The organism is Streptomyces sp. NPDC015139, from assembly GCF_043079785.1.
GTDB classification, from domain to species: domain Bacteria; phylum Actinomycetota; class Actinomycetes; order Streptomycetales; family Streptomycetaceae; genus Streptomyces; species Streptomyces albidocamelliae.
The window spans coordinates 941,505-964,076 of sequence record NZ_JBIBUW010000001.1; the positions used below are offsets into that span (position 1 = coordinate 941,505).

Sequence of the window (22,572 nt, forward strand, 5' to 3'; positions counted from 1 at the left end):
ATGCCCGCGGACACCCTGGAGCAGCGGGCCAGGCGGGCGCTGGACGCCGTCCACGATCCCGAACTGGACGAACCCATCACCGATCTCGGGTTCGTCCGTTCCGTCGAGGCCGGCCCCGACCACCGGCTCACGGTGCACCTCAGACTGCCGACCTCCTTCTGCTCCCCGAACTTCGCCTACCTGATGGCCTCCGACGCCAAGGACGCCCTGGCCGCCCTGCCCGACGCCAGCGCGGTCACCGTCCTGCTCGACGACCACCACGACTCCGACCTGATCAACTGCGGCCTGGCCGCCGACGCCGGCTACCGCGGCACCTTCGGCGCCGAGGCCGAGAACGACCTGGAGGAACTGCGGCTGATCTTCCGCCGCAAGGCGCACACCGCCGCGATGGAACGCGCCCTGAGCGAGCTGCTGCGGCGGGACCCGGCGCTGACCGAGGAGCGACTGGGCGACGTGGTGCTCGGCGACCTACCCGACACGGCGGCGACCCGCGCCCTGCTGCTGCGGCGCGAGGCGGCCGGCCTCGGCACGGATCCGGCCGCACCCGTCCTCGTCGACGACGACGGACACCCCTACCCGCCGGGCGAGATCCCGCTGCGCCTGCGCTTCGCCCGGTCGGTGCGACGGTCGATCGACGGCAACGCGCACTTCTGCCGCGGCCTGCTCCGCACCCGCTACCCGGACTCCGCCCCCGACCAGACACCGCGCGCCGAGGACACCACCCTCGTCTCCCGCTGCAAGGAGGCCCAGTGAAAGCAGTCCAGGTCGTCGCCTACGGCCGAAACCCCGAGATGACGGACGTTCCGGTGCCCTCCGTCACCGACCCCTACGACGTCGTCGTCAGGATCGGCGGAGCAGGGGTGTGCCGCACCGACCTGCACATCCTCGAGGGACAGTGGGCGGAGAAGTCCGGGGTCACGCTGCCGTACACCATCGGGCACGAGAACGCCGGCTGGGTGCACGCCGTCGGCGGCGCCGTCACCCATGTGGCCGAGGGCGACAAGGTCATCGTCCACCCCCTGATCACCTGCGGGCTGTGCCGGGCCTGCCGGTCCGGCGACGACGTCCACTGCGAACAGAGCCTCTTCCCCGGCATCGACACCGACGGCGGCTACGCCGAGTACCTGAAGACCTCCGCCCGCAGTGTCGTCCGCATCGACGACTCCCTGGAGCCGGCCGACGTCGCGGCCCTGGCCGACGCCGGGCTGACCGCCTACCACGCCGTCGCCAAGGCGGCCCGCAGGCTGCGCCCCGGGGACAGCTGCGTGGTCATCGGCGCCGGCGGGCTCGGGCACATCGGAGTGCAGGTGCTGCGCGCGCTGACCGCCGCGGAGATCGTGGTCGTCGACCGCAACCCGGAGGCGCTGAAGCTGGCCGAGACCATCGGCGCCGACCACGGCGTCCTCGCCGACGGGGACCAGGTGGAGCGGGTGCTGGAGCTGACCGGCGGCCGGGGAGGCGAAGTCGTGATCGACTTCGTCGGCGAGGGAGGCGCGACCCGGGACGGCGTACGCATGCTCCGCAGGGCCGGTGACTACCACGTCGTCGGTTACGGCGAGAACATCGACGTGCCCACCATCGACATCATCTCCGCCGAGATCAACTTCATCGGCAACCTCGTCGGCTCGTACAACGACCTGAGCGAGCTGATGGTCCTCGCGGCCAAGGACGAGGTACGGCTGCACACCACGTCCTACCCGCTCGACCGGTTCCAGGACGCGCTGGACGACCTCGACGCCGGACGAGTCCGCGGGCGGGCCATTCTCGTACCCTGATCTTGACCCTGACCTTGCCCCTGAACGGGGACGACCGCCAGCCGGCGGGGGCGGAGCGCCCCCCGCCGGTCAGCCACGACAGACCGGGAAAGCCCATGATCTTCATCACCGCCCGCTTCCGTGTCCTGCCCCAGCACGCGGACGACTGGCCCGAGCTCACCCGTGCCTTCACGGAGGCCACACGCGGCGAACCCGGATGCCTGTGGTTCGACTGGTCGCGCAGCCTCGACGACTCCGACGAGTACGTGCTGACCGAGGCGTTCCGCGACGACGAGGCGGGCGCCGCACACGTCGGCACCGAGCACTTCGCCACGGCGTGCGCGACCCTGCCGTCCTATCTCGCCGAGACCCCGAGGATCGTCAACGTGACCGTCCCGCAGGACGACTGGTCGGAGCTGGGCGAGATGGCCGTGGACACGTCCCGCTGAGTCCTGCCGGCGCCCGCCGGCCCCTGTCCGGGGCCGGTTCAGGCCTCCAGAGCGGCCAGATCGTCGCGGAGCACCGTACGGGCCGCCCGGGTCGCGTCCCCGTGAGCCTGCCGTGCGGTGTGGTACTCGTCGGACGTCAACGTGTACCCGGACGCCAGCGTTTCGCGTACCTGGCGCAGGGAGTGGTACGAGGCGTCTATGGCCTCGCCCACCTCGGCGTCCGCCGTCAGGACGAGCCGCTCCCGGGCCTCGTCGCACCCCGACGCCTGGAACGCCTGCCGGATCCTGGCCGCCCTGGTCTGCGGATCCGTGTGTTCCTCGTCGGCGGCCAGCCGCATGGCCTCATGGGCTCGGCGCAGCGCGACCAGGCAGTCCGCGTACATGGTCCGGCGGGTGTGCAGCCTGCTGTCCCTGACGGTCCGTCGCCAGCGCAGGTGCTCGCCCATCAGCGTCGCCCCGACCCCGAGCACCGCTCCGAGGGCCGTCCCTATGAGAGTCGCCCACTCCACACGGAGATCGTGCCATACCGCCGGGGGCGGTGATGAAGGGGTTTCAGCGGCTGCCGCTCGCCACGGAGGGTTGGTCGGCCGCCGGCACGCGCGGCGGGGGAGTGTCGGACTGCTGTAGTTCCGCCAGGAGTTCGTTCCGCCCGGCGAGCAGCTCGGTCAGGATGCGGCGGGCGGCGCGCAGCAGTTCGGCCACGTCACCGCCGGCGAGGGCGTACCTGACGGTGGAGCCTTCGCGTATGGATACGACGATGCCGGCGCGGCGCAGCACGGCGAGCTGTTGCGAGAGGCTGGAGGGCTCGATCTCGATGTCGGCGAGCAGGTCGCGTACCGGGACCGGGCCGTGCTGCAGCAGCTCCAGGACCCTGATGCGTGTGGGGTGCCCGAGCATACGGAAGAACTCTGCCTTGGCTTGGTAAAGAGGGACCTGCATGCGCTCTTCCTGCCTCTCGGTGGCCTCTCACGGCGCGGCGGCGGCTCGGGGCGCCGCCGCGCCGTGAGTCATGCCTGTTCATCTTTCTCGGTCAGGGCAGCTCTCGTTCATGAATTGTCGTCCTCTCCATGTGATGACTTGAAGAAATCTTCAATTCATGGGCATGCGTCAGCCCGGTTCGAAGAACGTCTAGACCTCGAGTTGCTCTTCGATGCGCTTGAGTTGGCGGCGGGCCATCGCCAGGTTGGAACGGTCCCTGTCGATCACGAGATAGAGGAACAGGCCGTTGCCGTTCCGGCCGGTCACCAGCCGGATGAGGTGGTACTGCTGGCCCAGCGTGATCAGGATGTCCTCGATCTGGCTCTGCAGGCCGAGGTGTTCCATGGTGCGCACCTTGGCGCGGATCACGTCGGTGTTGCCGGCCGCGGCGACCTCCAGGTCCAGGCCCTTGCCCCCACCCAGAGTGCCGAGGGCCATGCCGCTGGTGTAGTCCACCACGGCGGCCCCCAACGCCCCCTCGATCCCGGTCATCATTTCCTTGAGTGCCACTTCCACGTTCGCCATCGGCGCCTCCCCTTGGATGTCGGCCTCGGCGGACCCGCTGACGAACCCGCCCGTGACCGCACCGTAGGCGCCCCGACCGCGGGGTTGAGTTGCCTGCCCGAGAACGACGCGAACTGATCAAGTGGGGATGGAAGTTGACACTCCACTGATCACTTGTGACAGGTAGCTACGCCGACAGGTTCAGTTGCCAGGAAACGCCGAACCTGTCGTTGAGCCAGCCGAACTTCGGGCTGAAGCCGTAGTCGCCCAGCGGCATGAGTTCCGTGCCCTGTTCGGCCAGGGCCGCGTAGAGACGGTCGATCTCGGCCTCGTCCTCGCACTGCACGAAGAGTGAGATCGCGGGGGTGAAACCGAACGCGTGCTTCGCGGGGCTGTCGATGCACATGAACTGCTCGCCGGCGAGCGAGAACGTCGCGTGCTGCACGCTCCCCTCCTTGCCGGGGCCCTCCGCGCCGTAACGGCGGATGCTGACGATCCCGGCATCGTCGAAGAGCGTGCTGTAGAAGGTCATCGCGTTCTCGGCGTCACCCTCGAACATCAGGAACGTGGTGATTTTCTGTGACGTCACGATCTCCATTGCCGCTCGCTCCTCCAGCGCTCCCGGGCGGTCGATGCGTGGCCACGGTAGCGCCGGCGGAGCATCCCGGCGCGGTGCCGCTCCAGAGCCTCGGCGGACGGCACGCGCACGGCGCGCACCGGCCTGCGTGCCACGCCACCCGGTGGATCCGGGCGGCGCGGCACGAGGCCGGCGGGCGTCACGCTTCAGCGGGGCGCCCGAGTGTCTCCGTATGCCGTGTTGGCGAGCCAGCAGGCGCCGCCCTGGGGGAGCCAGTCGAATTCCTCGAGGGTGGAGACGACCCGGCGCACGAGGGCGTCAGGAGTGCCGGTCCACGCCTCGAAACCGCTCTCGCCGAGATCCCCCACCTCCATCAGCCCGCGGCCCAGCAGCTGGGTGAGCGTTTCCCTGGCCACGTCCCGGAAGTCGCGCCCGGACCGCTCCACCGTCTCCTGGGCCAGCCCGATCAGGCGGTCGACCGGTACCCAGTCGTCCAGCCCCTCTTCCAGGAGTTCGCCGATGACGTACTCAGTGCCCATGCGGCAGGTGCACCTTCTTTCCCTTGCCTGTGACGGGGAAGATGTCGATGGTCTCGCCACCCGAGGTGGATGACGCGCGCCACTGGATGATCGTGCCGTCGGGGAGTTTGTACACGTCCGGGATCTTCGGTCCGCGGGCCGGCAACCGCTGGGCGCCCTGAGTCCACCGTTCGAAGGTCTTCCGCAGCTCCGCGGCGGTCGCGATCTCCTTGACGTGCTTCTGCTGCCCGCCCGGCAGTGCGTCGAACTCGGCCTTCCACTTGCCGCAGCCGTTGGCGTTGTGCACCAGCAGCGGGGTGCTGCCGGCCATGACGTAGAAGGTGTGCAGATCACCGACGGTGAGGTTGCGGACGGTCTGGTCCGGCGCGGTCCACGCCCTGACCGCGTCGACCTGCACCCGTGTGCCCGCACCGGTCCGTAGCCAGGCTCCCGGCTGGAGCTGGTCGGCTGCCGCCCAGGCGTCGAGGTCGTCGACCCAGAACGGGTGTTCGTCCGTGGCGGTGACCTGGGCGGGGCCCTGGTCCGTGCGCACGGTGACGTCGACGAGGTGCTTCTCGCCCTGACCGGTGATCAGGGCGGTGACCGGCTCCTGCCGCTGCTGTCCGCTCAGTGGGTCGGCGGCCAGGACACGGTCGCCCTCCCGGACCTGCTCGATGGGCAGCTGCGAACCGTCCGCCATCAGCACCCTGGTGCCGTCGGGGAAGCTGTTGCAGGTGACGGCCTGCTCGCCCTTGCGGGCCTTGCGCACCTCGTCGGCCGTGAGCAGCCGGTCGCCGGCCCGCAGCCAGCCGAGGACGGACACGCCGCCCAGCACCCGCTCCTCGGTGGTCAGCTTCTGGCCGGTGACGAGGTCCTTGCCGACGAGCGCCTCGACCACGCCCTTGCCGTCGCCGACCCCGGGCAGCAGGTCCAGCAGCAGTGACATCCTGCGCTGCTGCTCCGCGTCGTCCAGGAGCGAGGAGCCGGACGCCCAGGTGTCGCCGATCCGGGAGAAGTCGAAGTCGATCCCCGACATGTCCCGGAGCTTCTCCGCACCCTTCTTGATGCCGGGTACGTGCTTGTTCGCCTCGTCGACGCCCTTGTTGGCCTGCCGAACGCCGTCGTTGAGCTCCTTCATGCCCTTGTTGGCCTTGTCGATGCCCTTGTTGGCTTCCGACAGGCCCTTGTTGACCTCGCGGACACCGGAGTTCATGGTGTCGAGGCCGCGATTCATCTTCTCGAAGCCCGCGTTCATCTGGTCGAACGCGTCGTTGAGCTCGTTCAGCTCCTTCTCGAAGTCGAAGACCGGTTTGGCCTCCGGGTACTTCTTCTGTTCGGGGAAGTACTCGCCCAGTGCGACGGTCAGGATGGTCAGGGCGAGCAGGGAGTCGTTCTGGTCCCCGAGGAGGGAGTCCGCCTTGGCCAGGTTCTTCGCGACCTTGTCCATGTGCGGCTTGGCGCTCTCGAAGGTCCGGACGGCCTTTTCGAGCAGCTTCACTTGCTGTGCCGGGTCCGGTGCCTTGGCGGGATCCACGAGATCCAGCGGCTTGAGGGCCTCGATGTCCTTGAGGTTCCGGTCGAGGTCCTTGAAACTCGCGCCGTGGTCCTTCATGGCGTCCTGCGCGGTGTACAGGAACACCGCCACTCCGGCGCCCAGCGCGATGGCCTTGCCCGCGAACTGCTTCAGGCACGCCGGTCGTTCGAGCAACGGCAGGCGGTCGCAGTTCGCGTACTGGGCCACCTTGCGGACGATGTCCGCGAGCCTTTCGGCGCGGCTCGGCTGTGCGGCCTCGGCGCCGGCCGCGGAACCCACGCCGCCGGTGAACACGATGGCCAGGGCGACGAAGAGCGCCGCGATCCTTGATCTGAAATGGTGATGCATGCATTCCTTGACCGGCGCGCGTCGGCTGGCCGGTGCGCCGGTCCTGATTCCCCGTGCCGGATCGGCAATGTTGTTACTGGCGAGTAGCCATATGGTCGGTCACACCATATCTCACACTCAGTCATGTGCTGGCCCATGCTTTGGATTGCCCGGGGTGGAGGCGACACGACAATGCCCCGGGTCCCGCCGTCCAGGCCCCGCTACGGGCGAGGGCACGGTGTGGGTTCACTCCGGCCGGAGTGAACCGTGTCACAGTTCAGGGCGGTCCCCGGGCCGGAGGCGCCTCGTCCGAGGCCGTGACGGCGGCTCTCCGAGGCGTTGCCGCGGGGCGCGCCGGCGGGCCGGAGCAACGCGATGAGGTGAAGTGGTCTGGGTCGCGCGCAAGGCGGCGGTCCGGTGTTGTCAGAATAGGACCATGAGTAATCCCCGCGTTTTCTTCGACATCGACATCGCCGGCCAGGACGCCGGCCGGATCGTCTTCGAGCTCTTCGAGGACGTCACGCCCAAGACGGCCAAGAACTTCCTGGAGCTGGCCACCGGCGAGCACGGCTTCGGCTACAAGGGCTCCCCGTTCCACCGCGTGATCCCGCAGTTCATGCTCCAGGGCGGTGACTTCACCCGCGGTGACGGCACCGGCGGCAAGAGCATCTACGGCGAGAAGTTCGCGGACGAGAACTTCCAGCTGAAGCACACCGCCCCGTACCTGCTCTCGATGGCGAACGCCGGCCGCAACACCAACGGCTCGCAGTTCTTCATCACCACCGTCGCGACTCCGTGGCTCGACGGCAAGCACGTCGTCTTCGGCAAGGTCGTCGAGGGCACCGAGGTGGTCGACACCATCGAGAAGCTGGGCTCCCAGTCCGGCCGCACCTCGAAGGCCATCTCCGTCCGCGACTCGGGCAAGCTCGAGGGCTGAGCACCCCTCCGCCGAAGCTCCCGGCCGGGAGCGCGCGCCCGCGCGCTCCCGGTCTTCCATGGCCGCCCGGCCGTTGCGACGGGGGCCGCGGAGGTGACGAGGACGGGGTCACTCAGGTGATGCGACAAGGATCATTGACCCCGTTGGGCTGTTTCTCTCTGGCGTTGGGCGAACGCGCCGTGTAGCGTCGCAGTGGTTGTCGTGGTTCGCCGTTCCTGCCCGTGCCGCCAGGTGCGGGCGTTTTGATGTACGGGCGCTTCCAGGACGACCATTGCGGGTCTGCACGGTGCGGACCCGGCTCGACCGAGAGGTAAACGCATGGCCAGCGGGACCGTGAAGTGGTTCAACGCCGAGAAGGGCTTCGGTTTCATTCAGCAGGACGGCGGAGGCCCCGACGTCTTCGCGCACTACTCCAACATCAACTCTTCCGGCTTCCGTGAGCTCCAGGAAGGCCAGGCCGTGACCTTCGACGTCACGCAGGGCCAGAAGGGCCCGCAGGCCGAGAACATCACGGTCGTCGCCTAGTCGATGCCCTGAGCGTGGCCCCCGGAGTTCGCTCCGGGGGCCACGTTTTCGTCGGTGGCCGGATACGGCCTCCACTCCGGGGCGCCCGCCGCCGGCCTCCGGCCGAGCCGCGGTGATCGCGGCGACCCCCTGCTGCCCCGCACGGGCATGTCGCGGAAGGCCCGCCTTCACCCGCTCGGCCCAGGCGCCGGGGGACTCCTGGCGCGTCATCGCCCGACCGGCGCGGACAGGGCCACGCCGATCCGCCCCCGCGGGCGAGGATCGCCCGGCGGTGCCGGCGGCCGGCCAGTGTGCGGCCCGTCACCAGAGCGGTGTCCCGCACCGCTCCGATGGCATGATCGGTTGTCGACGAGTGCCCTCGTCGCCCGTCCCGACCGGAAATCGGCACTGTTCGGCACGAGATGAACCATTCGACCGGCAAACCAACACATCGGCCAGAGAATTGACTCCTCCAGTCTCGCGGTTGTTCTCGCGAATACAAGCCAAGACCACGTTCGCCGCAGGGCGTCGACCGCGGGCGATGCTGTGGGCCCTGGCGGCCGTGGTGGCCCTCGCCTTCGTCATCACGCTGGAGATCGTCGCCCGTCGCAGCTCCGGCGACCCGGAGCCGATCGCCGACTGGGTGAAAGACGCCATATTCTCCCCCAAACCGGGGCCGTTGTACGGCGGTCTGGCGTTGATGATGGTCGTGCTCACCTGGCGGCAACGGTTCGTCGCGGCAGGTGCCGCGATCGGCGTCGACGCCGTCTTCATGCCGCTGCGGTGGGCGATCGAGGGCGGGACGGCGGACGTCCACCTCTTCGCCAGCGGCCCGGTGTGGGTGATGTCGGGCTACGCGGTCATCGCCGTGACACGCCGCACCGGCCGGGAACGGGTGCTGCTGCTGGAGGGTGTCGGCCTGGGGCTGCTGCTGGTGGCCGGCCGCAAGGCGGGCGACAACTGGCTGCTCATCACGGCGAAGACCCGCCCGATGGTCCTCGATCCGTACGTGGCCGCCGCCGACCACGCGCTCGGCAACCCGTCATTCCTGGTCGGCCGGCTCGTCGAGGCCACCGACCCCGTCGGCCCCCACGTTCTCCACCTGGTCTACGCCCAGCTCGCGGTGGCCGCGGTCGTCGTCGCGCTCTACCAACTGCGGAACGTGCGGGTCGAGCGCCGCTTCCCACGCCATCATCTCGTGCGCACCTTCCTGCTGATCGGCCTCATCGGGCCGGGCATCTACATGCTCTTCCCGGTGGTCGGACCGGTCTTCGCCTACGGCCCCGGCGCCTCGGGCACCGGTGGCGTGCAATGGGCGGTGGCCGACCTGTGGCCCGGCACACCGCCCTCGATCGGCAGTCCGCACCCGGTGCCGTACGACGGGCTCACCCCTCGCAACTGCATGCCGAGCCTGCACACCGCATGGGCCACCGCTATCTTCATCCACACCCGCACGGGCCCGCGCGTTCTGCGGGCGGCGGGCGCCTTCTGGCTGACCGCGACCCTCACCGCGACGCTGGGCTTCGGCTACCACTACGGCGTGGACCTCGTCGCCGGCGTCGTCTTCACGCTCACCATCGAGGTGGCGCTGCGCGCGTACGACCGCGGCCGGGACCGGTCGGGACTCCTGCTGGCCGCCTACGGCGCCACGGTCTTCACCGCACTCCTGGTGTCGTACCGCTTTCTGTCCGTGGACATGGCCCGGCACCCGTGGGCGTTCGGCCCCCTCCTCCTGCTGGCGCTGGGCTCGGTGGTGCACGGCTACGTCCACGTCACCAGGCTGTGGGAACCGCGCACCGTGCCGGCGTCCCACCCGGAACCGCAGCCGGGACTGAGCGCCGTCCCGTAGGGGAGGCCCGGGCCGTCAGAGCGGTGGGCGCTGCCGGGGTCGACAGCAAGCGCATACCCGTCGTCTCACATCGTGGCACCGACTTTCCGCACAGCAAGACGCCTGACATTGTTAAGTGCCCGTACAAATCGCACGGTCTTTCGGCGAGGGGACGCGTGCGGGGTGCGGGACCTCGGCAACCGCTCTGCACCTCGCGCGAAAGACCCGGCAATGCCTGCACCAGCCACCGGCCCCGCCCGTCCCCCCGTCAATCCGCGGTCCCGCGTCCTCGTCGCCAGCCTCATCGGCACGACGATCGAGTTCTACGACTTCTACGTCTACGCGACCGCCGCCGTCCTGGTCTTCCCGTCCCTGTTCTTCCCGGGCGGTGACCCGACCACGGCGCTGCTGTCGTCGTTCGCGGTCTTCGGTGCCGCGATGGTCGCCCGCCCGATCGGCGCGATCTTCTTCGGGCACCTCGGCGACCGCCTCGGGCGCAAACGGACGCTGGTGGTCTCGTTGCTGACGATGGGCCTCGCCACGCTGCTCATCGGTGTGCTGCCCACCTACGCGCAGGCCGGCTGGATCGCCACCGCGCTGCTCGTGCTCATGCGGCTCGCGCAGGGCTTCGCACTGGGTGGAGAGTGGAGCGGTGCCGCGCTCGTCGCGACCGAGAACGCCCCCCGCGGCAAGCGCGCGCTGTACGGCACCTTCCCACAGCTCGGCGCCCCGCTCGGCTTCATCATCGGCAACGGCCTGTTCCTGGTCATCGGGGCCCTGCTGCCGTCCGCGACGGGCGCCGACCCCACCCAACCCTCCGACGCCTTCCTCAGCTGGGGCTGGCGCATCCCGTTCCTGTTCTCCGCCGTCATGGTCGCCATCGGTCTGTGGGTACGGTCGCGACTCGTCGAGTCGGCGGTGTTCGCCAGGACCCGCGACAGCGGCAAGGTGCGGAAGCTGCCGCTGGCCGAGGTGGTCCGCGGCCACTGGAGGCAGCTGATCCTCGGTACCTTCTTCATGCTGGCGACCTACGTGCTCTTCTACCTGATGACCACGTTCTCGCTGAGCTACGGACGTACGGCGAAGAGCGCCGCCGTCCCCGGCCTCGGCTACAGCTACACCACGTTCGTCCTGATGATGATCTTCGGTGTGCTCTTCTTCGCCGTGTTCACCCTCGTCTCCGGCCCGCTGGCCGACAGGTACGGACGACGCTCCGTCCTGATCCTGGTCACCGCCGCGATCGTGGTCTTCGGCCTCGTCTGGGTGCCCCTGATCGGTCTGGGAACGCTCGGTGTCGTGCTGTGGCTCGTGCTCGGCTTCACGCTGATGGGCATGACGTTCGGCCCGATGGGCGCGCTCCTGCCCGAGCTCTTCCCGACGAGCGTGCGCTACACCGGGTCCGGCATCTCGTACAACGTCAGCTCCATCCTCGGGGCGGCCGTCGCCCCGTTCATCGCCGTGGCGCTCTGGCAGGCCGGTGACGGATCGCCGTGGCTGGTCGGCGTCTACCTCTCCGCGATGGCGGTGCTGACGCTGATCGCGCTCCTGCTCGGGGACGAGACCAAGGACGTCTCCCTGGACGACGGCGAGGCCGCCTCCACCGACGAGGGCGCCCCGGCCGCGGCCACCTCCGTCGCCGGCTGATCCACCGCGCGTCCCCCGCCCGCCCGCGGCGGCCCCCTGGACCGGCACCGTCGCCACCACGAGAGGCAGCGGCGCCGGCGGTCTCTTCCCCTGCCGTACGACGTCGGCGGGGGAAGAACGCCGTTCTGGCCCGCCGCCGAGGGCGAATCATGAGGCCCGTGCGAACCTTCGGATTCCGAAAACCCTCTATCAACGCGCAGGGCCGTCCGGTGCCGGGACATGAGGATGGGGAGCCGCGATGGTGTCCGTCGGGGAGAGACTGAGCAGTGCCCGCACCCGGGCGTTCGTCGGCCGGGAAACGGAACTCGACCGGTTCGGGGAGGCGCTGGCCGGTGATCCCGAGGCGCCCTTCGGCTTCTACGTGCACGGGCCGGGCGGCATAGGGAAGTCGACGCTGCTGCGGCGCCTGGCCGACCGGGTCCGTGCGGCGGGCCGGCTGCTCGTCGAACTCGACGGCCGCTTCGCCAGCCGGGACCCGGCCGATTTCGAGCGGGCGGCCGGTCCCTTCCTGGACGTTCCCGGCACGGTCCTGATCGTGGACTCCTTCGAGCACTGCCAGTGGCTGGAGAGCTGGTTGTGGCAGCACTTCCTGCCCGGCGCCGCCGACGGCACCCTGGTCGTCCTGGCCGGCCGGCTCCCACCGCGACCGCAGTGGACCGCCGACCCCGCCTGGGCCGGTCTGCTGCACGTGACCGAGCTGAAGCCGTTCTCCGAGGAGCAGGCCCGGAGCCTGCTGGCCGCGGCACGGATCCGGCCAGAACTGCGGGACCGGTACTCCGCTTCGCCGGAGGCAACCCGCTGGCGCTGTCCCTCGCGGCGGCCTCCGGATCGGCGGGGTGCGGCAGGGAGGAGATCTGGGCCCCTTCGGCGGACGTCCTGCGCACCCTGCTGGCGGGACTGATCGGCGAGGTCCCCACGGCCGCCCACCGGCGCGCCCTGGAGGTGGCGGCGCAGGCCCGCTCGACCTCCGAGGAACTGCTCGACTCGGTGCTGCCCGAGGAGGACGCCCATCTCCTCTTCTCCTGGCTGAGGGACCTGCCCTTCATGGAGTCCACGCACCAGGGGCTCCACCCGCACGACGCGGCACGCGAGACACTCGCCGCCGACCTGCGCTGGCGCGCACCCAACGCCTTCGTGTCGATGCGCGGGCGGCTGGCGGAGGAGTATCTGCGTCTGCTGCGGGAGGCCCCGGAGGAACGGGTCTGGACCGTCACCGACGAACTCTTCCACCTCTTCCGGGAGGGGAAGATCCTCGCGCGGCTGCGCACCTGGTCGCGTGAGGACGAGGTGCACGACCGCCCGCTGCACCCGGACGACATGGACGTGGTGCTGCGGATGGCGGAGGAGACCGAGGGAGCCGCGTCGGCCGAACTGGTCCGCCACTGGGCGGAGCGCCAACCGCAGGCGTTCAGTGTCTACCGCCTCGTGAGCACGGGCCGGGTCGTGGCGTTCACGGCCCGGCTCGCCCTGTCGTACCCGCCCGATCCGCAGGACGTGGCCACGGACCCCGTCGTGGCCGCGGCGTGGGCGTACGCCGACGCCACCGCGCCGGTGAGTCCCGGCGAGCACATCGGCGTGAGCCGGTTCTCGGTCTACCCCGAGCAGTACCAGATCCCCTCGCGCGTCATCGACTTGAGCAGCTCCCGCGCCCAGGCCGAGGCCGCCCGTGCGCGCGGCCGCGCCTATGGCTTCGCCGTCTGGCGGGACGCCGAGACCTGGGCCGAGCGCGTCGAGGGAACCCTCGGTGACACCGGTGCGCGACCACGGGTCGGCGAGCACACCTACGGGCTGTTCGCCGTCGACTGGCGCCAAGTGCCCGTCGAGGCGTGGCTGCACCGGTTCATATCAGCCACCGACGTACCGGTTCGGCCCGGGCCGGCGAGCGTCCCGCGCACCACGTTCGACCAGGGCGTACGCGAAGCCCTGCAACACTGGCGCGACCCGGCCGCGTTCGCCGCCTGCGCCCTGACGCGCACCCGCCTGGCGGCCGATCTCACCGAACCCGTCGAGGAGTTGCGCGCCCTGCTGCGCCAGGCCGTGGACGACCTCGCCCGCGATCCGCGCGGCGTCCGCGCCCGCGAGGCCCTGACCGCGGGACACTTCTCGGGCGCCCCCACCCAGGAGGCCGCCGCCCGCCGCCTCGGTCTGCCCTACGGCACCTACCGCCGTCATCTGCGCCAGGGCCTGGACCTCCTCTGCGAGGCCTTGTGGCAGCGGGAGTTGTACGGCGCCGGAGAGGCGGGACAGGGGCCGTCGTGCTGATCCGGGGGGCGTCGGCGGCAGCCCACGCGAGGGAACCCGGCGAGCGCGACCCGGCCGACACCGCTTCTACTCCTGCGGCACGGCTCGCAGTTCGCGGTGCGCCCGCCGCTCGCGGGGCTTGAGGGGGATCTCGGTGTTGAGCGGCGCGGGCGGGCCGAGGAGGACCTTCAGCAGGGTGCCGGGGGACATCAGCCGGGCGGGACCGGCCTGGAGGCCCGTGACGTCCCAGAGCGCACGGGCCACCGGGTAGGACACCGTCGCGGTGGCGGCCACTCGGCGGGAGTACCGGGCGGCGGCGCGGTCGGCGACCGTGGGAGCGGCGCCGGTGACGAAGGGGTACAGCACGTCCTGGCTGACCGCCGTGGTCCAGGGCCCATTGACGTGCCCGGCCACCGCGCGCTGGATCGCACGTGCCAGGCCGGGTGCGGACACGTCCGCGTTGTCGAAGGCGTCCCGGAGCGTCACGGCCTGCTGGGCCGCGACCGACATGCCCTGGCCGTACGCGGGGTTGAACGTCGCGAGAGCGTCTCCCACGACAGCCAGGCCCTCGGGCCACTTCGCGGACCGCTCGAAGTACCGGCGCACGTTGCGGGTCATACGGCCCCGGGTACGGACGACGTCCGTAAGCGGTTCCGCGTGGGAGATGAGCTCACCGATGATCGGATCCGGCAGCTCGTCGAAGGTGTACGCGAGGAAACCGGCCGGGTCGGCAGGCGGTTCGCCGCCCTTGGTGCCCGCCAGGCTGACCATCCAGCGCTCGCCCCCGTCGTCGGGCTCGATGGGCAGGATCATGCCGCTGCGGCCGGGCTCGCCGCGGTACGGGTCGGCCTGGAGAAGCGTCAGCGGCCAGTCCGTGACGAGGGCCGGCCGGCGGTAGATGCGGGTGGCGTTGGTGAGGCCGGTGTCCACGGCCTTCTCCTGGATGCCGTCGATCCCGAGGTCGGCCAGCCAGTGCATGACACGCGAGCCGCGTCCGCCGGCATCCACCACGAGGTCCGCCCGGAGCAGATCCTCTCCGGCGTCGGTGGCGACCCTGACGCCTTGTACGCGCTGCTCGGTGCCCACCAGGCCGAGCGCCTTGCCCCGCACGATCTTGACGTTGCTGAGGCGGCTCAGGACGGCGGCGCGCACCGCCCAGTCGAGCAGGGCCCTGGTGCAGGTCAGCATGTGGTGACTGTCGTGCCTGAAGCGGGAGAACCAGCCGTCGGGCGTGCGGGCGAGGAGACCGGACGCGAGGGAGATCTCGACGGCCCCGGCGTCGAGGAGGTGACGGCGCACGTCCAGGCCGGAGAGCAGGCTCTGCATGGCGTCCAGGCCGCCCGCCATGAGCAGGTGGGCGTGCTGCCCCTGCGGCAGCCCCTTTCGCTGGTCCGGTCCGTCGGCGAGTGCGTCCGGCTCGACGACGACCACGTCGCCGACGGCGGGAGCCAGTGCCGCGGCTGCCAGCATGCCGCCGATCCCGGCCCCGATGACGACCGCTCTACCTGTCATGATCCATTCCTCGTTCCGTGCGTGGGCGCTGCCAGCGGATCGACGCCGACGACAGTGCCGGGGGTGTTCAGCTCCTGCGCCAGTCTCAGCAGTCCGCGGCTCGCGTCCTTGGAGGTGCGCAGTTCATAGGTGCCCGGCTCCGTGAGCGAGTCGGCAGCGCCCCAGGCGAGCTGCCTGGCGGCCTCCACGACCATGGAGGCCTCGGCCTTGGCCCGCGCGGCGGTCGGGTCGCATCCGGCTGCCAGCGCTCGCCGGAGCACGCCGCTGCCCGCTCGCTCGTCGAGGTGCGGAGTGAGGACGAGCAGGGCGTCGTGGATGGCCATCTCGCGCATGCGCAGGCGTGATTGAGGGAGTCGATACCAGGTGCTGGGCGAGACGAACGCGGTCGGGACATGCCTCAGCACCTTCCACAGGGGCGCCAGTCTGCGGTAGTGGCGCAGACTGCGCCACTGCGCTCCGACCGCGGGCACGATCCTGGGAAGCACGAATCCGAGCGAGCAGATCACGGCGCCGACGGAGGCGAGCGGCGGAGCCACGGTGGTGGAGAGGAAGTCCAGGTCCCGGCCGTACCAGCGTGCCGTCACAGCGATGATCTTCGCCAGCACGAAGCCGCTCATGTCCATCCCGAGGCCGATGACGATCAGCCAGAGTCCGGCTCGCAGCAGCCGGTCGCCCTTGCTCGCCGCGGGCGCGCCCGGGCCGGCGCCGTCCGCCGCGGCGGACGAGGCGGTCTCCTGCCGCAGCTGCCGGGTCCACCGCAGACACACCCCGCAGATCACCAGGCAGCAGACCAGATGGCCGAGCAGGTAGAGGACGATCATCTCCCTGATGTACGGCGTGTTGGCGTAGTAGGTGTCGAGGTCCCGGAGCCTCTCCACATGGGCGTCGCCGACGGTGAACAGGGTGATGATGGCCGCGATGAGCAGCCCGTACACGCCGATGAAGGCGAGGGCCGTACGCCTCAGTGTGACGACCGGGCCGCCCCGCCAGTAGATCAGCAGGATGAAGAGCGAGCAGCTGTAGGCGGAGATGAGTGAGTAGGTCATCGGGGCACCGAAGTTGGCGATGCCCGTCATGTTGTTGACCGTCGCCAGGGTCGCCGGTGCGGCCGCGGAGAAGCAGCAGGCGCCGATGAGGATGGAGACGCAGGTCGAGGCGGTCAGAGGGTTCGTCAGCGCCTGGCGTGGCCGCCGGAACAGCAGGACCGCCGCCATGCCCAAGATGGCGGCCGCCAGGTAGACGACATAGCTCACCGGGGACTCCGATCAGAGGTGCGCAGTGTGGGGGGTTGGTGGGCGCGCCCGGCTGTACGGGTGTCGCTACCGGGCATGACGCTCGCCCTTGAGTGCCTCGGCGATGAGGACGAGTTCCTCCGGCGTCCTGGGGGAGGGCGCCTGGAGACGGATCACGGCAGGGGCGGGGGTGGTGGGGCACCCCTCTTCGTGCGCGGCCGCCGCGATCACCGCCGCCCAGGCGGCCGCCAGCGCCTTCTCGGGCGGCTTCGTGTCCTGCGCGGCGCGCAGGACATGCTGGAAGATGGCCGGGTCGTAAAAAGGACTGAGGTAGCTCAGGCCGTTGTGGATGCTCGTGGCCCGCCAGGTCAGCAGGCTCGCGGACGAAGCACCCCACACGGGCCGCGACAGGCGCAGCTTGCGCCGTCTGAGCATCCGTTCGAGCTCCCTCTCCAACGGGCGCATACGCCGGTACAGCAGCCGGTCGTTGCTCTGCCAGCGCTGGCCCATCAGGGGGACGAGGACTCCCGCCACGGTCAGGAGCGTGCCCAGACCGGCGCAGGACGGGGCGACCGCCGTACCCAGCCAGTCCCAGTCCCGGCCCGACCAGCGAGCCCCGACCGCGACCAGCTTGGACACGCTGTAGCCGGCCGTGATCAGCGTGCCGGCACCCAGGGTCAGCAGACCCGTCAGCGTCCACCGGGAGACCTCGCCGCGAACCTTCCGCGCCCAGCCCAGCGACCGCCAGGCCGTGAACGTCACCGCGGTGAGGTGGGCCACCAGGTACAGGACGACCATCTCGCGGACGAACGGCGTACCGGCGTAGTAGGTGTCGAAGTCCCGCCTGCGCTCGACCGGGGAGGACCCCAGAGCGAACAGCAGACCGACCACGGCGAGGATGACCGTGTAGCTTGCTATCCAACGGCGGGCGATGCGGCGCACGTTGGGGGATTCCTGCCAGTAGGCGATCAGTACCAGCAGGGCGGCGCTGTAGGCCGTGATCGCCGCGTACGTCAACGGCGCGGCGAGGTTCGGGACGCCGCTGAGGCCGTTGACGGCACCGATGGTCAGAGGAGCGCCGAGCAGCCAGCTGACGCTGCCGAGGGCCAGCGCCGCGCACAGCGCCAGCAGATACGGCTCATTGCGGTGACGGACCAGGTCACGAGTCTTCGGGACCAGACCCACCCAGAGCAGCGCGCATGCCGCGTAGTTGATCGCGCTGCTCACCCTCAGGCCTCGCCGCGGTAGTTGAGCGCCGCGCCTATGCGGCCGGCGAGGCTCGTCGGCTCGTTGCAGTAGACGGAGTGCTCGGACGCCTCCATCCACGGCCGCAGTTCCAGCCCCATCAGCATCCCGAACCTGTCGGCCTCCCGCTCGTGCTTCTCGGCGAGCGTGGTGCGCGCCGCGGCAGGCCGTGAGCCGTCACCGCCGGCGCCGCCGAGCATGTGCAGCGGACTCGACTGCCCCTTGTGGACGTGCCACAGTTCGTGGCAGAGGATGACGATCTGCATCCATTTCGGCGCGCGCCGGTCCACGATGACGATGTCCCGGTCCTCTTGCTCGATCCACAGGCCGGAAGCCGTGTGCGGCGGGAATTCGCGCAGTACCACACGGAGCGGACGCTGACGCCATTCCTGCGCCGACTCCACCAACGCGTCGAAGAGCGCTTCGGGATCCGCGGGCAGCGCCGGCACCTTCATGGAGCCGATCAGAGCGTCGGCGAGACGACGCATCTCCCTCCTGGTGCCCACAGTTCCCCCGATGCGCTCATCTCGGCTTCCGGCGCTACCACCGGCCAGGACCAACCGTCGTGACCGGCGGCGCGCGCCGCCGCCGGGTGACGACTCGACTCCGGCCGCGGACGGAATCCTAGTGCCTGCGCTGGGGAGTTGGCATGGTCGGGAGTTCGCGCCGCCCGGTCGGCGCGGGCACCGGCCGAGTGGACAGGTGCGGACAGGAGTGGACAGTGAACGTCCCTGTCCGGCCTGGAGAGTGGACAGTGCCCCGCACGACGCTGTGCGCCATGAACCTCCCACGCACTCGGCAGGGGCGGACGCCACCCGGCCCTCGGCGCACGGCCGTCCTCGCGGTACTCGCCGCGGCCCAGTTCCTCGTCATGGTCGCCACCTCGATCGTGAACGTGGCGCTGCCGCAGATCCGGACCGGGGTCGGCCTGTCGGACACCGGTACCACCTGGGTGGTCAACGCCTACGGGCTGGCGTTCGGGGCGCTGCTCCTCGCCGGCGGGCGGGCGTCCGACCTGCTCGGGCGCCGACCGGTGCTGGTCGTCGGGCTCGCCCTGTTCACGGCCGGCTCCCTGGCGGCGGGAGCGGCCGGCTCGCCGGGCGTGCTGATCACGGCCCGTGCCGTACAGGGCCTCGGTGCCGCCGCCGTCGCCCCGGCCGCGCTCGCCCTGGCCATGGACCTGTTCCCGCCAGGCCCCGGACGCGGCAGGGCGCTGGGGGTGTGGGGCGCGGTCTCCGGGGCGGGCGGCGCGGGCGGGGTCCTGCTGGGCGGTGTCCTGACGCAGGCCCGGGGCTGGCCGTGGATCTTCCACGCCGTCGCGCTCGGGTCGGTGCTGGTCCTGACCGCCGTCGCGGTCCTCGTCCCGCGGTCGTCCGGCCGTGCGGCCGGACGGTTCGACCTGCTCGGCACCACGACCGTCACCCTCGGCCTGACCTGCCTGGTCTGGGGGCTGACCGCAGCCCGCGGCAGCGGCTGGACGGACGACCGGGTCCTCGGCGCCCTCGCCGCCGCGGCCGCACTGCTCGGGGTCTTCGCCGCGATCGAGCTCCGCCGGCCGAACGCGCTCGTGCCGCCACGCCTGTTCACCACCGGCCGGGTGGCGGCGGGCAATCTGCTGATGGCCCTGCTGGGGTCGGTGTGGATCGCCCTGTTCTTCTTCCTTCCGCTCTACCAGCAACAGGTCCTCGGCTCGGGGCCGCTGACCACCGGGGCGGGCCAACTACCGCTCGCCGCCGCCAACATGCTCGGGTCCGTCCTCGCCCGGCGTCTCTCCCGGCTCATCGGCGCCACCATGACCGTGACCGCCGCCCTGTTCGCCGAGGCCGCCGGGTTGCTGTGGCTGTCACGCCTCAGCGCCGACGGGAGCTACGCCGCCGACGTCCTCGGCCCCAGCGTCCTCGTCGGTCTCGGTCTGGGCATCGCGTTCGTTCAGCTCACCGCACTCGCCGTGGACGGTGTCCCGCCGCAGGACGCGGGCCTGGCGGGCGGCCTGGTGAACACCACCCGGCAGGTCGGTGGCGCGATCGGCCTCGCCGCGCTGGCCACCCTCGCCGGCACCGTCACCGCCCACGCCCACGAACCCCGTCCGGAGTCCCTCACGGCCGGCTACCGGGCCGCGTTCACGGTCTCGGCCGCGCTCCTCGCCGTCACCGGACTCCTCGCGACGCTCCTCACCCGCCGCACCGGCCCGAGTGCGGTGCAGGCCTCCGCCCAGCCGGCCTCCGGACCGCGAACCGGGGAGCCTCCCGGCTCGGCCGGGCCGAAGACCTCTCGACCCGACTCGGCCGAGTCGACGTACCGGACACACCCCGACACCTGACCACGAAAATCCCTGAGAAAGGAAGTACAGCCATGGTGACCATCGACGAGAACGCCCCTGTCGTCGTCCGCCTGAGCACCACGATCGACGCCCCGCTCGCGACGGTGTGGCAGCTGCACACCGACATCGCGGCCTGGCCCACCTGGAACACGGACATCGTCCGGGCCCGCCTCGACGGCCCGTTGACCCCCGGCAACTCCTTCAGCTGGCACACGCACGGCCTGGACATCACCTCCACCGTGCGAGAAGTGGTCCCGGGCGAGCGGATCGTGTGGGGCGGCCCCGCCGCCGGCATCACGGGTGTCCACGTGTGGACGTTCGAGGAGGACGGCGGCCGGGTCACCGTCCGTACCGAGGAGTCCTGGAGCGGTACCCCGGTCGAGGCCGCGACGGACCGGTTGAGCAAGGCCCTGCACGACTCCCTGGAGAACTGGCTCGCCCTCCTCAAGGCCCGCGCCGAGCAACCCGCCTGACCAGCCAACGACACGACGCCCCGCTCCCTTGCCGACCCACACCGAAAGGCGACTGCCATGACTTCCGACAAGCCGTACCTCACCGGCCACTACACCCCGCTGACCGACGAGGTCACCGCGACAGAACTCACCGTCGAGGGCGTCCTGCCCCCCGAACTGACCGGCCGACTGCTCCGCAACGGTCACAACCCCAAGCCCGGAGTCACCCCCACCCACTGGTTCAAGGGCAGTGGCATGGTCCACGGCATCCGGCTGCGCGGGGGCCGGGCCGAGTGGTACCGGAACCGCTGGGTGCGCACCCCGGCCCTGGACGGCGCTCCCTACCTGACCGAACACGGACCCGATCTGACCGCCAGCGTCGCCGGCACCCATGTCATCGAGCACGCCGGACGGCTGCTCGCGCTGTGCGAGGCCAACGTTCCCTTCGAGCTCACCCGAGACCTGGACACGGTCGGCGCCCACGACTTCGACGGCAAGCTGCGCACGGCCATGACCGCGCACCCCAAGGAGGACCCGGTGACCGGGGAACTCCACTTCTTCGGCTCCTCACCGTTCCCGCCCCACCTGGTGTACTACGTCGCCGACACCAAGGGGGAGATCGTCCACACCGCCGAGATCCGGGGAGCCACCGCCTCGCTGAAGCACGACTTCGCCCTCACCCGCCGCCACGTGGTCTTCGTCGAGGGCAACGTCACGTTCGACCCGGCCGAGCGGTCCGGCATCCCCTACGGCTGGAGCGACCGGCAGCCCTCCCGCATCGGCGTCATGCCCCGCGGGGACGACGGCGCCGGGCACATCCGCTGGCTCACCGTCGAACCGGGCAACCTGCTGCACGTGGCCAACGCCTACGAGGACGGCCGGGGCCGTATCGTCCTGGAGGGCCCGACCGTGGACCGAGAGGGGTTCCGGCTCTCCTGGAACTGGTGGGTCGGCGCCCCCGGACGCGGTACCGAACCAGCCGCCCGTTCCTACACCCGACGCTGGGTGATCGACACGGTGGCCGGAACGGTCGACGAGCAGATCATCGACGACCTGCCGGTGGAGTTCCCGACCATCAACGAGCGGTACCTGGGCGCCGAGAACCGCTACCAGTACGCCGTCTCCTTCCCCGACGAACAGGGCTACGGCGGCTACGGCGTGGTCAAGTACGACCGCACGACCGGGGCCCGCCGCATCCACCGGGCCGGCGACGGCCGCCTGCCCGGCGAAGCCGTCTTCGTGCCCGCCGACCGAGCGACCCGCGAGGACGACGGCTACCTGCTCACCGTGGTCTCCGACCTCAAGCAGGACGCCTCGCAGCTGCTGGTCCTCGACGCCTCCGGCCTCGACCGGATCGCCACCGTCCACCTGCCCCACCGGGTGACCGCCGGGATCCACGGTTCCTGGGTCCCCGACGGCGACGGGGACGACAGCGAGGCCTGAGCCACGACGAGGAGACGCCGCCCGTCCGCCGGCGGCAAGGAGGCCCCGGGAACTCACCGTCCCGGGGCCCCGAGGCGGTCCGTCGGATTTATCTCTTTAGCGTCGCCCCGTGCAGAAGGCAAATGTGGCTCACCCGAAGGTGTGATGCTGCGCAGCGGAGGAAGGAGTAATCGTCGAACGGCGTAGTGTCATATGCCCGCTGCCTTCAGCAGAGGCAACGACACGGCGGGTAGGGGAGAGGACGGCATCACGGGATGGCGGGGACCGACTGGAGTGAACTGGGGATCTGCCGGACGGCCGACCCTGACGACCTGTTCGTCGAGGGGGCCGCGCAGAACCGCGCGAAGGCACTGTGCGGCGGCTGCGGCGTCCGGACCGAGTGCCTCGCGTACGCCCTGGACCAGCGTATCGAGCACGGCATCTGGGGAGGCATGACCGAGCGGGAGCGCCGGGCCCTGCTGCGGCGCCGGCCCACCGTCACTTCCTGGCGTCGCCTGCTGGAAACGGCCCGTGCGGAACACCAGCGCACTCATGCGGCCAAGGTCGCCGACCTCAGGGCGAGTTGACCCCGGA

General features: G+C 70.7%; 23 protein-coding genes. 13 read left to right on the forward strand and 10 right to left on the reverse strand.

Annotated features, from left to right (window positions below):
• The 3 genes from ACF08B_RS04155 (at position 1) to ACF08B_RS04165 (ending at position 2,203) form a co-directional block, all read left to right on the forward strand.
• Positions 1-753 (forward strand): metal-sulfur cluster assembly factor, encoded by a 753-nt coding sequence (locus tag ACF08B_RS04155; RefSeq protein WP_392315947.1) that lies wholly within the window; start codon positions 1-3, stop codon positions 751-753.
• A complete protein-coding gene (locus tag ACF08B_RS04160; RefSeq protein WP_392315948.1) occupies positions 750-1,775 on the forward strand; it encodes an NAD(P)-dependent alcohol dehydrogenase in 1,026 nt (341 codons plus the stop codon). The genes ACF08B_RS04155 and ACF08B_RS04160 overlap by 4 nt, the downstream gene beginning before the upstream one ends.
• 95 nt (positions 1,776-1,870) lie before the next feature.
• A complete protein-coding gene (locus ACF08B_RS04165; protein ID WP_392315949.1) occupies positions 1,871-2,203 on the forward strand; it encodes a putative quinol monooxygenase in 333 nt (110 codons plus the stop codon).
• 38 nt (positions 2,204-2,241) lie between these two features.
• Here ACF08B_RS04165 and ACF08B_RS04170 read toward each other — a convergent pair whose 3' ends face one another.
• The 6 genes from ACF08B_RS04170 to ACF08B_RS04195 all read right to left on the reverse strand — a co-directional run bounded on the left by ACF08B_RS04170 (position 2,242) and on the right by ACF08B_RS04195 (position 6,662).
• A complete protein-coding gene (locus tag ACF08B_RS04170) occupies positions 2,242-2,712 on the reverse strand; it encodes a hypothetical protein (protein WP_392315950.1) in 471 nt (156 codons plus the stop codon).
• A gap of 43 nt (positions 2,713-2,755) precedes the next feature.
• Complete coding sequence (locus ACF08B_RS04175) at positions 2,756-3,142, reverse strand: ArsR/SmtB family transcription factor (RefSeq protein WP_392315951.1); 387 nt, start codon at positions 3,140-3,142, stop codon at positions 2,756-2,758.
• Positions 3,143-3,331: 189 nt separating this feature from the next.
• On the reverse strand, positions 3,332-3,706 hold the full coding sequence (locus ACF08B_RS04180; protein WP_392315952.1) for a hypothetical protein: 375 nt from the start codon (positions 3,704-3,706) through the stop codon (positions 3,332-3,334).
• Between the two features lie 166 nt (positions 3,707-3,872).
• Positions 3,873-4,283, reverse strand: a complete 411-nt coding sequence (locus tag ACF08B_RS04185) for a VOC family protein (protein WP_392315953.1) — start codon at positions 4,281-4,283, stop codon at positions 3,873-3,875.
• A 185-nt stretch (positions 4,284-4,468) separates the two neighbouring features.
• Complete coding sequence (locus ACF08B_RS04190) at positions 4,469-4,801, reverse strand: hypothetical protein (protein WP_392315954.1); 333 nt, start codon at positions 4,799-4,801, stop codon at positions 4,469-4,471.
• Positions 4,791-6,662, reverse strand: a complete 1,872-nt coding sequence (locus ACF08B_RS04195; RefSeq protein WP_392315955.1) for a pre-toxin TG domain-containing protein — start codon at positions 6,660-6,662, stop codon at positions 4,791-4,793. Before ACF08B_RS04195 ends, ACF08B_RS04190 begins: the two co-directional genes overlap by 11 nt.
• Before the next feature lie 415 nt (positions 6,663-7,077).
• Between ACF08B_RS04195 and ACF08B_RS04200 the strand changes: the two genes are divergently transcribed.
• The 6 genes from ACF08B_RS04200 to ACF08B_RS04225 all read left to right on the forward strand — a co-directional run bounded on the left by ACF08B_RS04200 (position 7,078) and on the right by ACF08B_RS04225 (position 13,816).
• Positions 7,078-7,578, forward strand: coding sequence for a peptidylprolyl isomerase (locus ACF08B_RS04200; protein ID WP_392315956.1), 501 nt, complete (start codon positions 7,078-7,080; stop codon positions 7,576-7,578).
• A 318-nt stretch (positions 7,579-7,896) separates the two neighbouring features.
• Complete coding sequence (locus ACF08B_RS04205) at positions 7,897-8,103, forward strand: cold-shock protein (protein WP_031174240.1); 207 nt, start codon at positions 7,897-7,899, stop codon at positions 8,101-8,103.
• 520 nt (positions 8,104-8,623) lie between these two features.
• Complete coding sequence (locus ACF08B_RS04210; protein WP_392315957.1) at positions 8,624-9,931, forward strand: phosphatase PAP2 family protein; 1,308 nt, start codon at positions 8,624-8,626, stop codon at positions 9,929-9,931.
• A 210-nt stretch (positions 9,932-10,141) separates the two neighbouring features.
• The gene (locus ACF08B_RS04215) at positions 10,142-11,554 is read left to right on the forward strand and encodes an MFS transporter (protein ID WP_392315958.1); all 1,413 of its coding nucleotides are present in this window, start codon (positions 10,142-10,144) and stop codon (positions 11,552-11,554) included.
• A 238-nt stretch (positions 11,555-11,792) separates the two neighbouring features.
• On the forward strand, positions 11,793-12,455 hold the full coding sequence (locus tag ACF08B_RS04220; protein WP_392315959.1) for an ATP-binding protein: 663 nt from the start codon (positions 11,793-11,795) through the stop codon (positions 12,453-12,455).
• 41 nt (positions 12,456-12,496) lie between these two features.
• A complete protein-coding gene (locus ACF08B_RS04225) occupies positions 12,497-13,816 on the forward strand; it encodes a hypothetical protein (protein ID WP_392315960.1) in 1,320 nt (439 codons plus the stop codon).
• Positions 13,817-13,882: 66 nt separating this feature from the next.
• On the opposite strand, the gene ACF08B_RS04230 is transcribed toward ACF08B_RS04225, so the two are convergent.
• The 4 genes from ACF08B_RS04230 to ACF08B_RS04245 form a co-directional block, all read right to left on the reverse strand.
• The gene (locus tag ACF08B_RS04230; protein WP_392315961.1) at positions 13,883-15,307 is read right to left on the reverse strand and encodes an FAD-dependent oxidoreductase; all 1,425 of its coding nucleotides are present in this window, start codon (positions 15,305-15,307) and stop codon (positions 13,883-13,885) included.
• Positions 15,304-16,560 (reverse strand): DUF6545 domain-containing protein, encoded by a 1,257-nt coding sequence (locus ACF08B_RS04235; RefSeq protein WP_392315962.1) that lies wholly within the window; start codon positions 16,558-16,560, stop codon positions 15,304-15,306. Before ACF08B_RS04235 ends, ACF08B_RS04230 begins: the two co-directional genes overlap by 4 nt.
• Before the next feature lie 66 nt (positions 16,561-16,626).
• The gene (locus ACF08B_RS04240; protein ID WP_392315963.1) at positions 16,627-17,766 is read right to left on the reverse strand and encodes a hypothetical protein; all 1,140 of its coding nucleotides are present in this window, start codon (positions 17,764-17,766) and stop codon (positions 16,627-16,629) included.
• Between the two features lie 2 nt (positions 17,767-17,768).
• Positions 17,769-18,272 (reverse strand): toxin, encoded by a 504-nt coding sequence (locus tag ACF08B_RS04245; protein ID WP_392315964.1) that lies wholly within the window; start codon positions 18,270-18,272, stop codon positions 17,769-17,771.
• A gap of 290 nt (positions 18,273-18,562) precedes the next feature.
• On the opposite strand from ACF08B_RS04245, the gene ACF08B_RS04250 reads away from it, so the two are divergent.
• From ACF08B_RS04250 to ACF08B_RS04265, 4 genes are all read left to right on the forward strand, one after another.
• The gene (locus ACF08B_RS04250; protein ID WP_392315965.1) at positions 18,563-20,104 is read left to right on the forward strand and encodes an MFS transporter; all 1,542 of its coding nucleotides are present in this window, start codon (positions 18,563-18,565) and stop codon (positions 20,102-20,104) included.
• A 32-nt stretch (positions 20,105-20,136) separates the two neighbouring features.
• The gene (locus ACF08B_RS04255; RefSeq protein ID WP_392315966.1) at positions 20,137-20,577 is read left to right on the forward strand and encodes an SRPBCC family protein; all 441 of its coding nucleotides are present in this window, start codon (positions 20,137-20,139) and stop codon (positions 20,575-20,577) included.
• A gap of 57 nt (positions 20,578-20,634) precedes the next feature.
• On the forward strand, positions 20,635-21,999 hold the full coding sequence (locus tag ACF08B_RS04260) for a carotenoid oxygenase family protein (RefSeq protein WP_392315967.1): 1,365 nt from the start codon (positions 20,635-20,637) through the stop codon (positions 21,997-21,999).
• A 254-nt stretch (positions 22,000-22,253) separates the two neighbouring features.
• Entirely contained in the window at positions 22,254-22,565 is a 312-nt protein-coding gene (locus ACF08B_RS04265; RefSeq protein WP_392315968.1) for a WhiB family transcriptional regulator, read from the forward strand.
• The last annotated feature ends 7 nt before the right edge of the window (positions 22,566-22,572 follow it).

Bases quoted from the DNA above. Each gene is read 5' to 3' on its own strand.
- ACF08B_RS04215 (WP_392315958.1), top strand. From the start codon at position 10,142: ATGCCTGCACCAGCCACCGGCCCCGCCCGTCCCCCCGTCAATCCGCGG.
- ACF08B_RS04175 (WP_392315951.1), bottom strand. From the start codon at position 3,142: ATGCAGGTCCCTCTTTACCAAGCCAAGGCAGAGTTCTTCCGTATGCTC.
- ACF08B_RS04195 (WP_392315955.1), bottom strand. From the start codon at position 6,662: ATGCATCACCATTTCAGATCAAGGATCGCGGCGCTCTTCGTCGCCCTG.
- ACF08B_RS04265 (WP_392315968.1), top strand. From the start codon at position 22,254: ATGGCGGGGACCGACTGGAGTGAACTGGGGATCTGCCGGACGGCCGAC.
- ACF08B_RS04255 (WP_392315966.1), top strand. From the start codon at position 20,137: ATGGTGACCATCGACGAGAACGCCCCTGTCGTCGTCCGCCTGAGCACC.
- ACF08B_RS04245 (WP_392315964.1), bottom strand. From the start codon at position 18,272: ATGCGTCGTCTCGCCGACGCTCTGATCGGCTCCATGAAGGTGCCGGCG.
- ACF08B_RS04210 (WP_392315957.1), top strand. From the start codon at position 8,624: ATGCTGTGGGCCCTGGCGGCCGTGGTGGCCCTCGCCTTCGTCATCACG.
- ACF08B_RS04205 (WP_031174240.1), top strand. From the start codon at position 7,897: ATGGCCAGCGGGACCGTGAAGTGGTTCAACGCCGAGAAGGGCTTCGGT.
- ACF08B_RS04220 (WP_392315959.1), top strand. From the start codon at position 11,793: ATGGTGTCCGTCGGGGAGAGACTGAGCAGTGCCCGCACCCGGGCGTTC.
- ACF08B_RS04260 (WP_392315967.1), top strand. From the start codon at position 20,635: ATGACTTCCGACAAGCCGTACCTCACCGGCCACTACACCCCGCTGACC.
- ACF08B_RS04165 (WP_392315949.1), top strand. From the start codon at position 1,871: ATGATCTTCATCACCGCCCGCTTCCGTGTCCTGCCCCAGCACGCGGAC.
- ACF08B_RS04190 (WP_392315954.1), bottom strand. From the start codon at position 4,801: ATGGGCACTGAGTACGTCATCGGCGAACTCCTGGAAGAGGGGCTGGAC.
- ACF08B_RS04230 (WP_392315961.1), bottom strand. From the start codon at position 15,307: ATGACAGGTAGAGCGGTCGTCATCGGGGCCGGGATCGGCGGCATGCTG.
- ACF08B_RS04180 (WP_392315952.1), bottom strand. From the start codon at position 3,706: ATGGCGAACGTGGAAGTGGCACTCAAGGAAATGATGACCGGGATCGAG.
- ACF08B_RS04185 (WP_392315953.1), bottom strand. From the start codon at position 4,283: ATGGAGATCGTGACGTCACAGAAAATCACCACGTTCCTGATGTTCGAG.
- ACF08B_RS04250 (WP_392315965.1), top strand. From the start codon at position 18,563: ATGAACCTCCCACGCACTCGGCAGGGGCGGACGCCACCCGGCCCTCGG.
- ACF08B_RS04200 (WP_392315956.1), top strand. From the start codon at position 7,078: ATGAGTAATCCCCGCGTTTTCTTCGACATCGACATCGCCGGCCAGGAC.
- ACF08B_RS04155 (WP_392315947.1), top strand. From the start codon at position 1: ATGCCCGCGGACACCCTGGAGCAGCGGGCCAGGCGGGCGCTGGACGCC.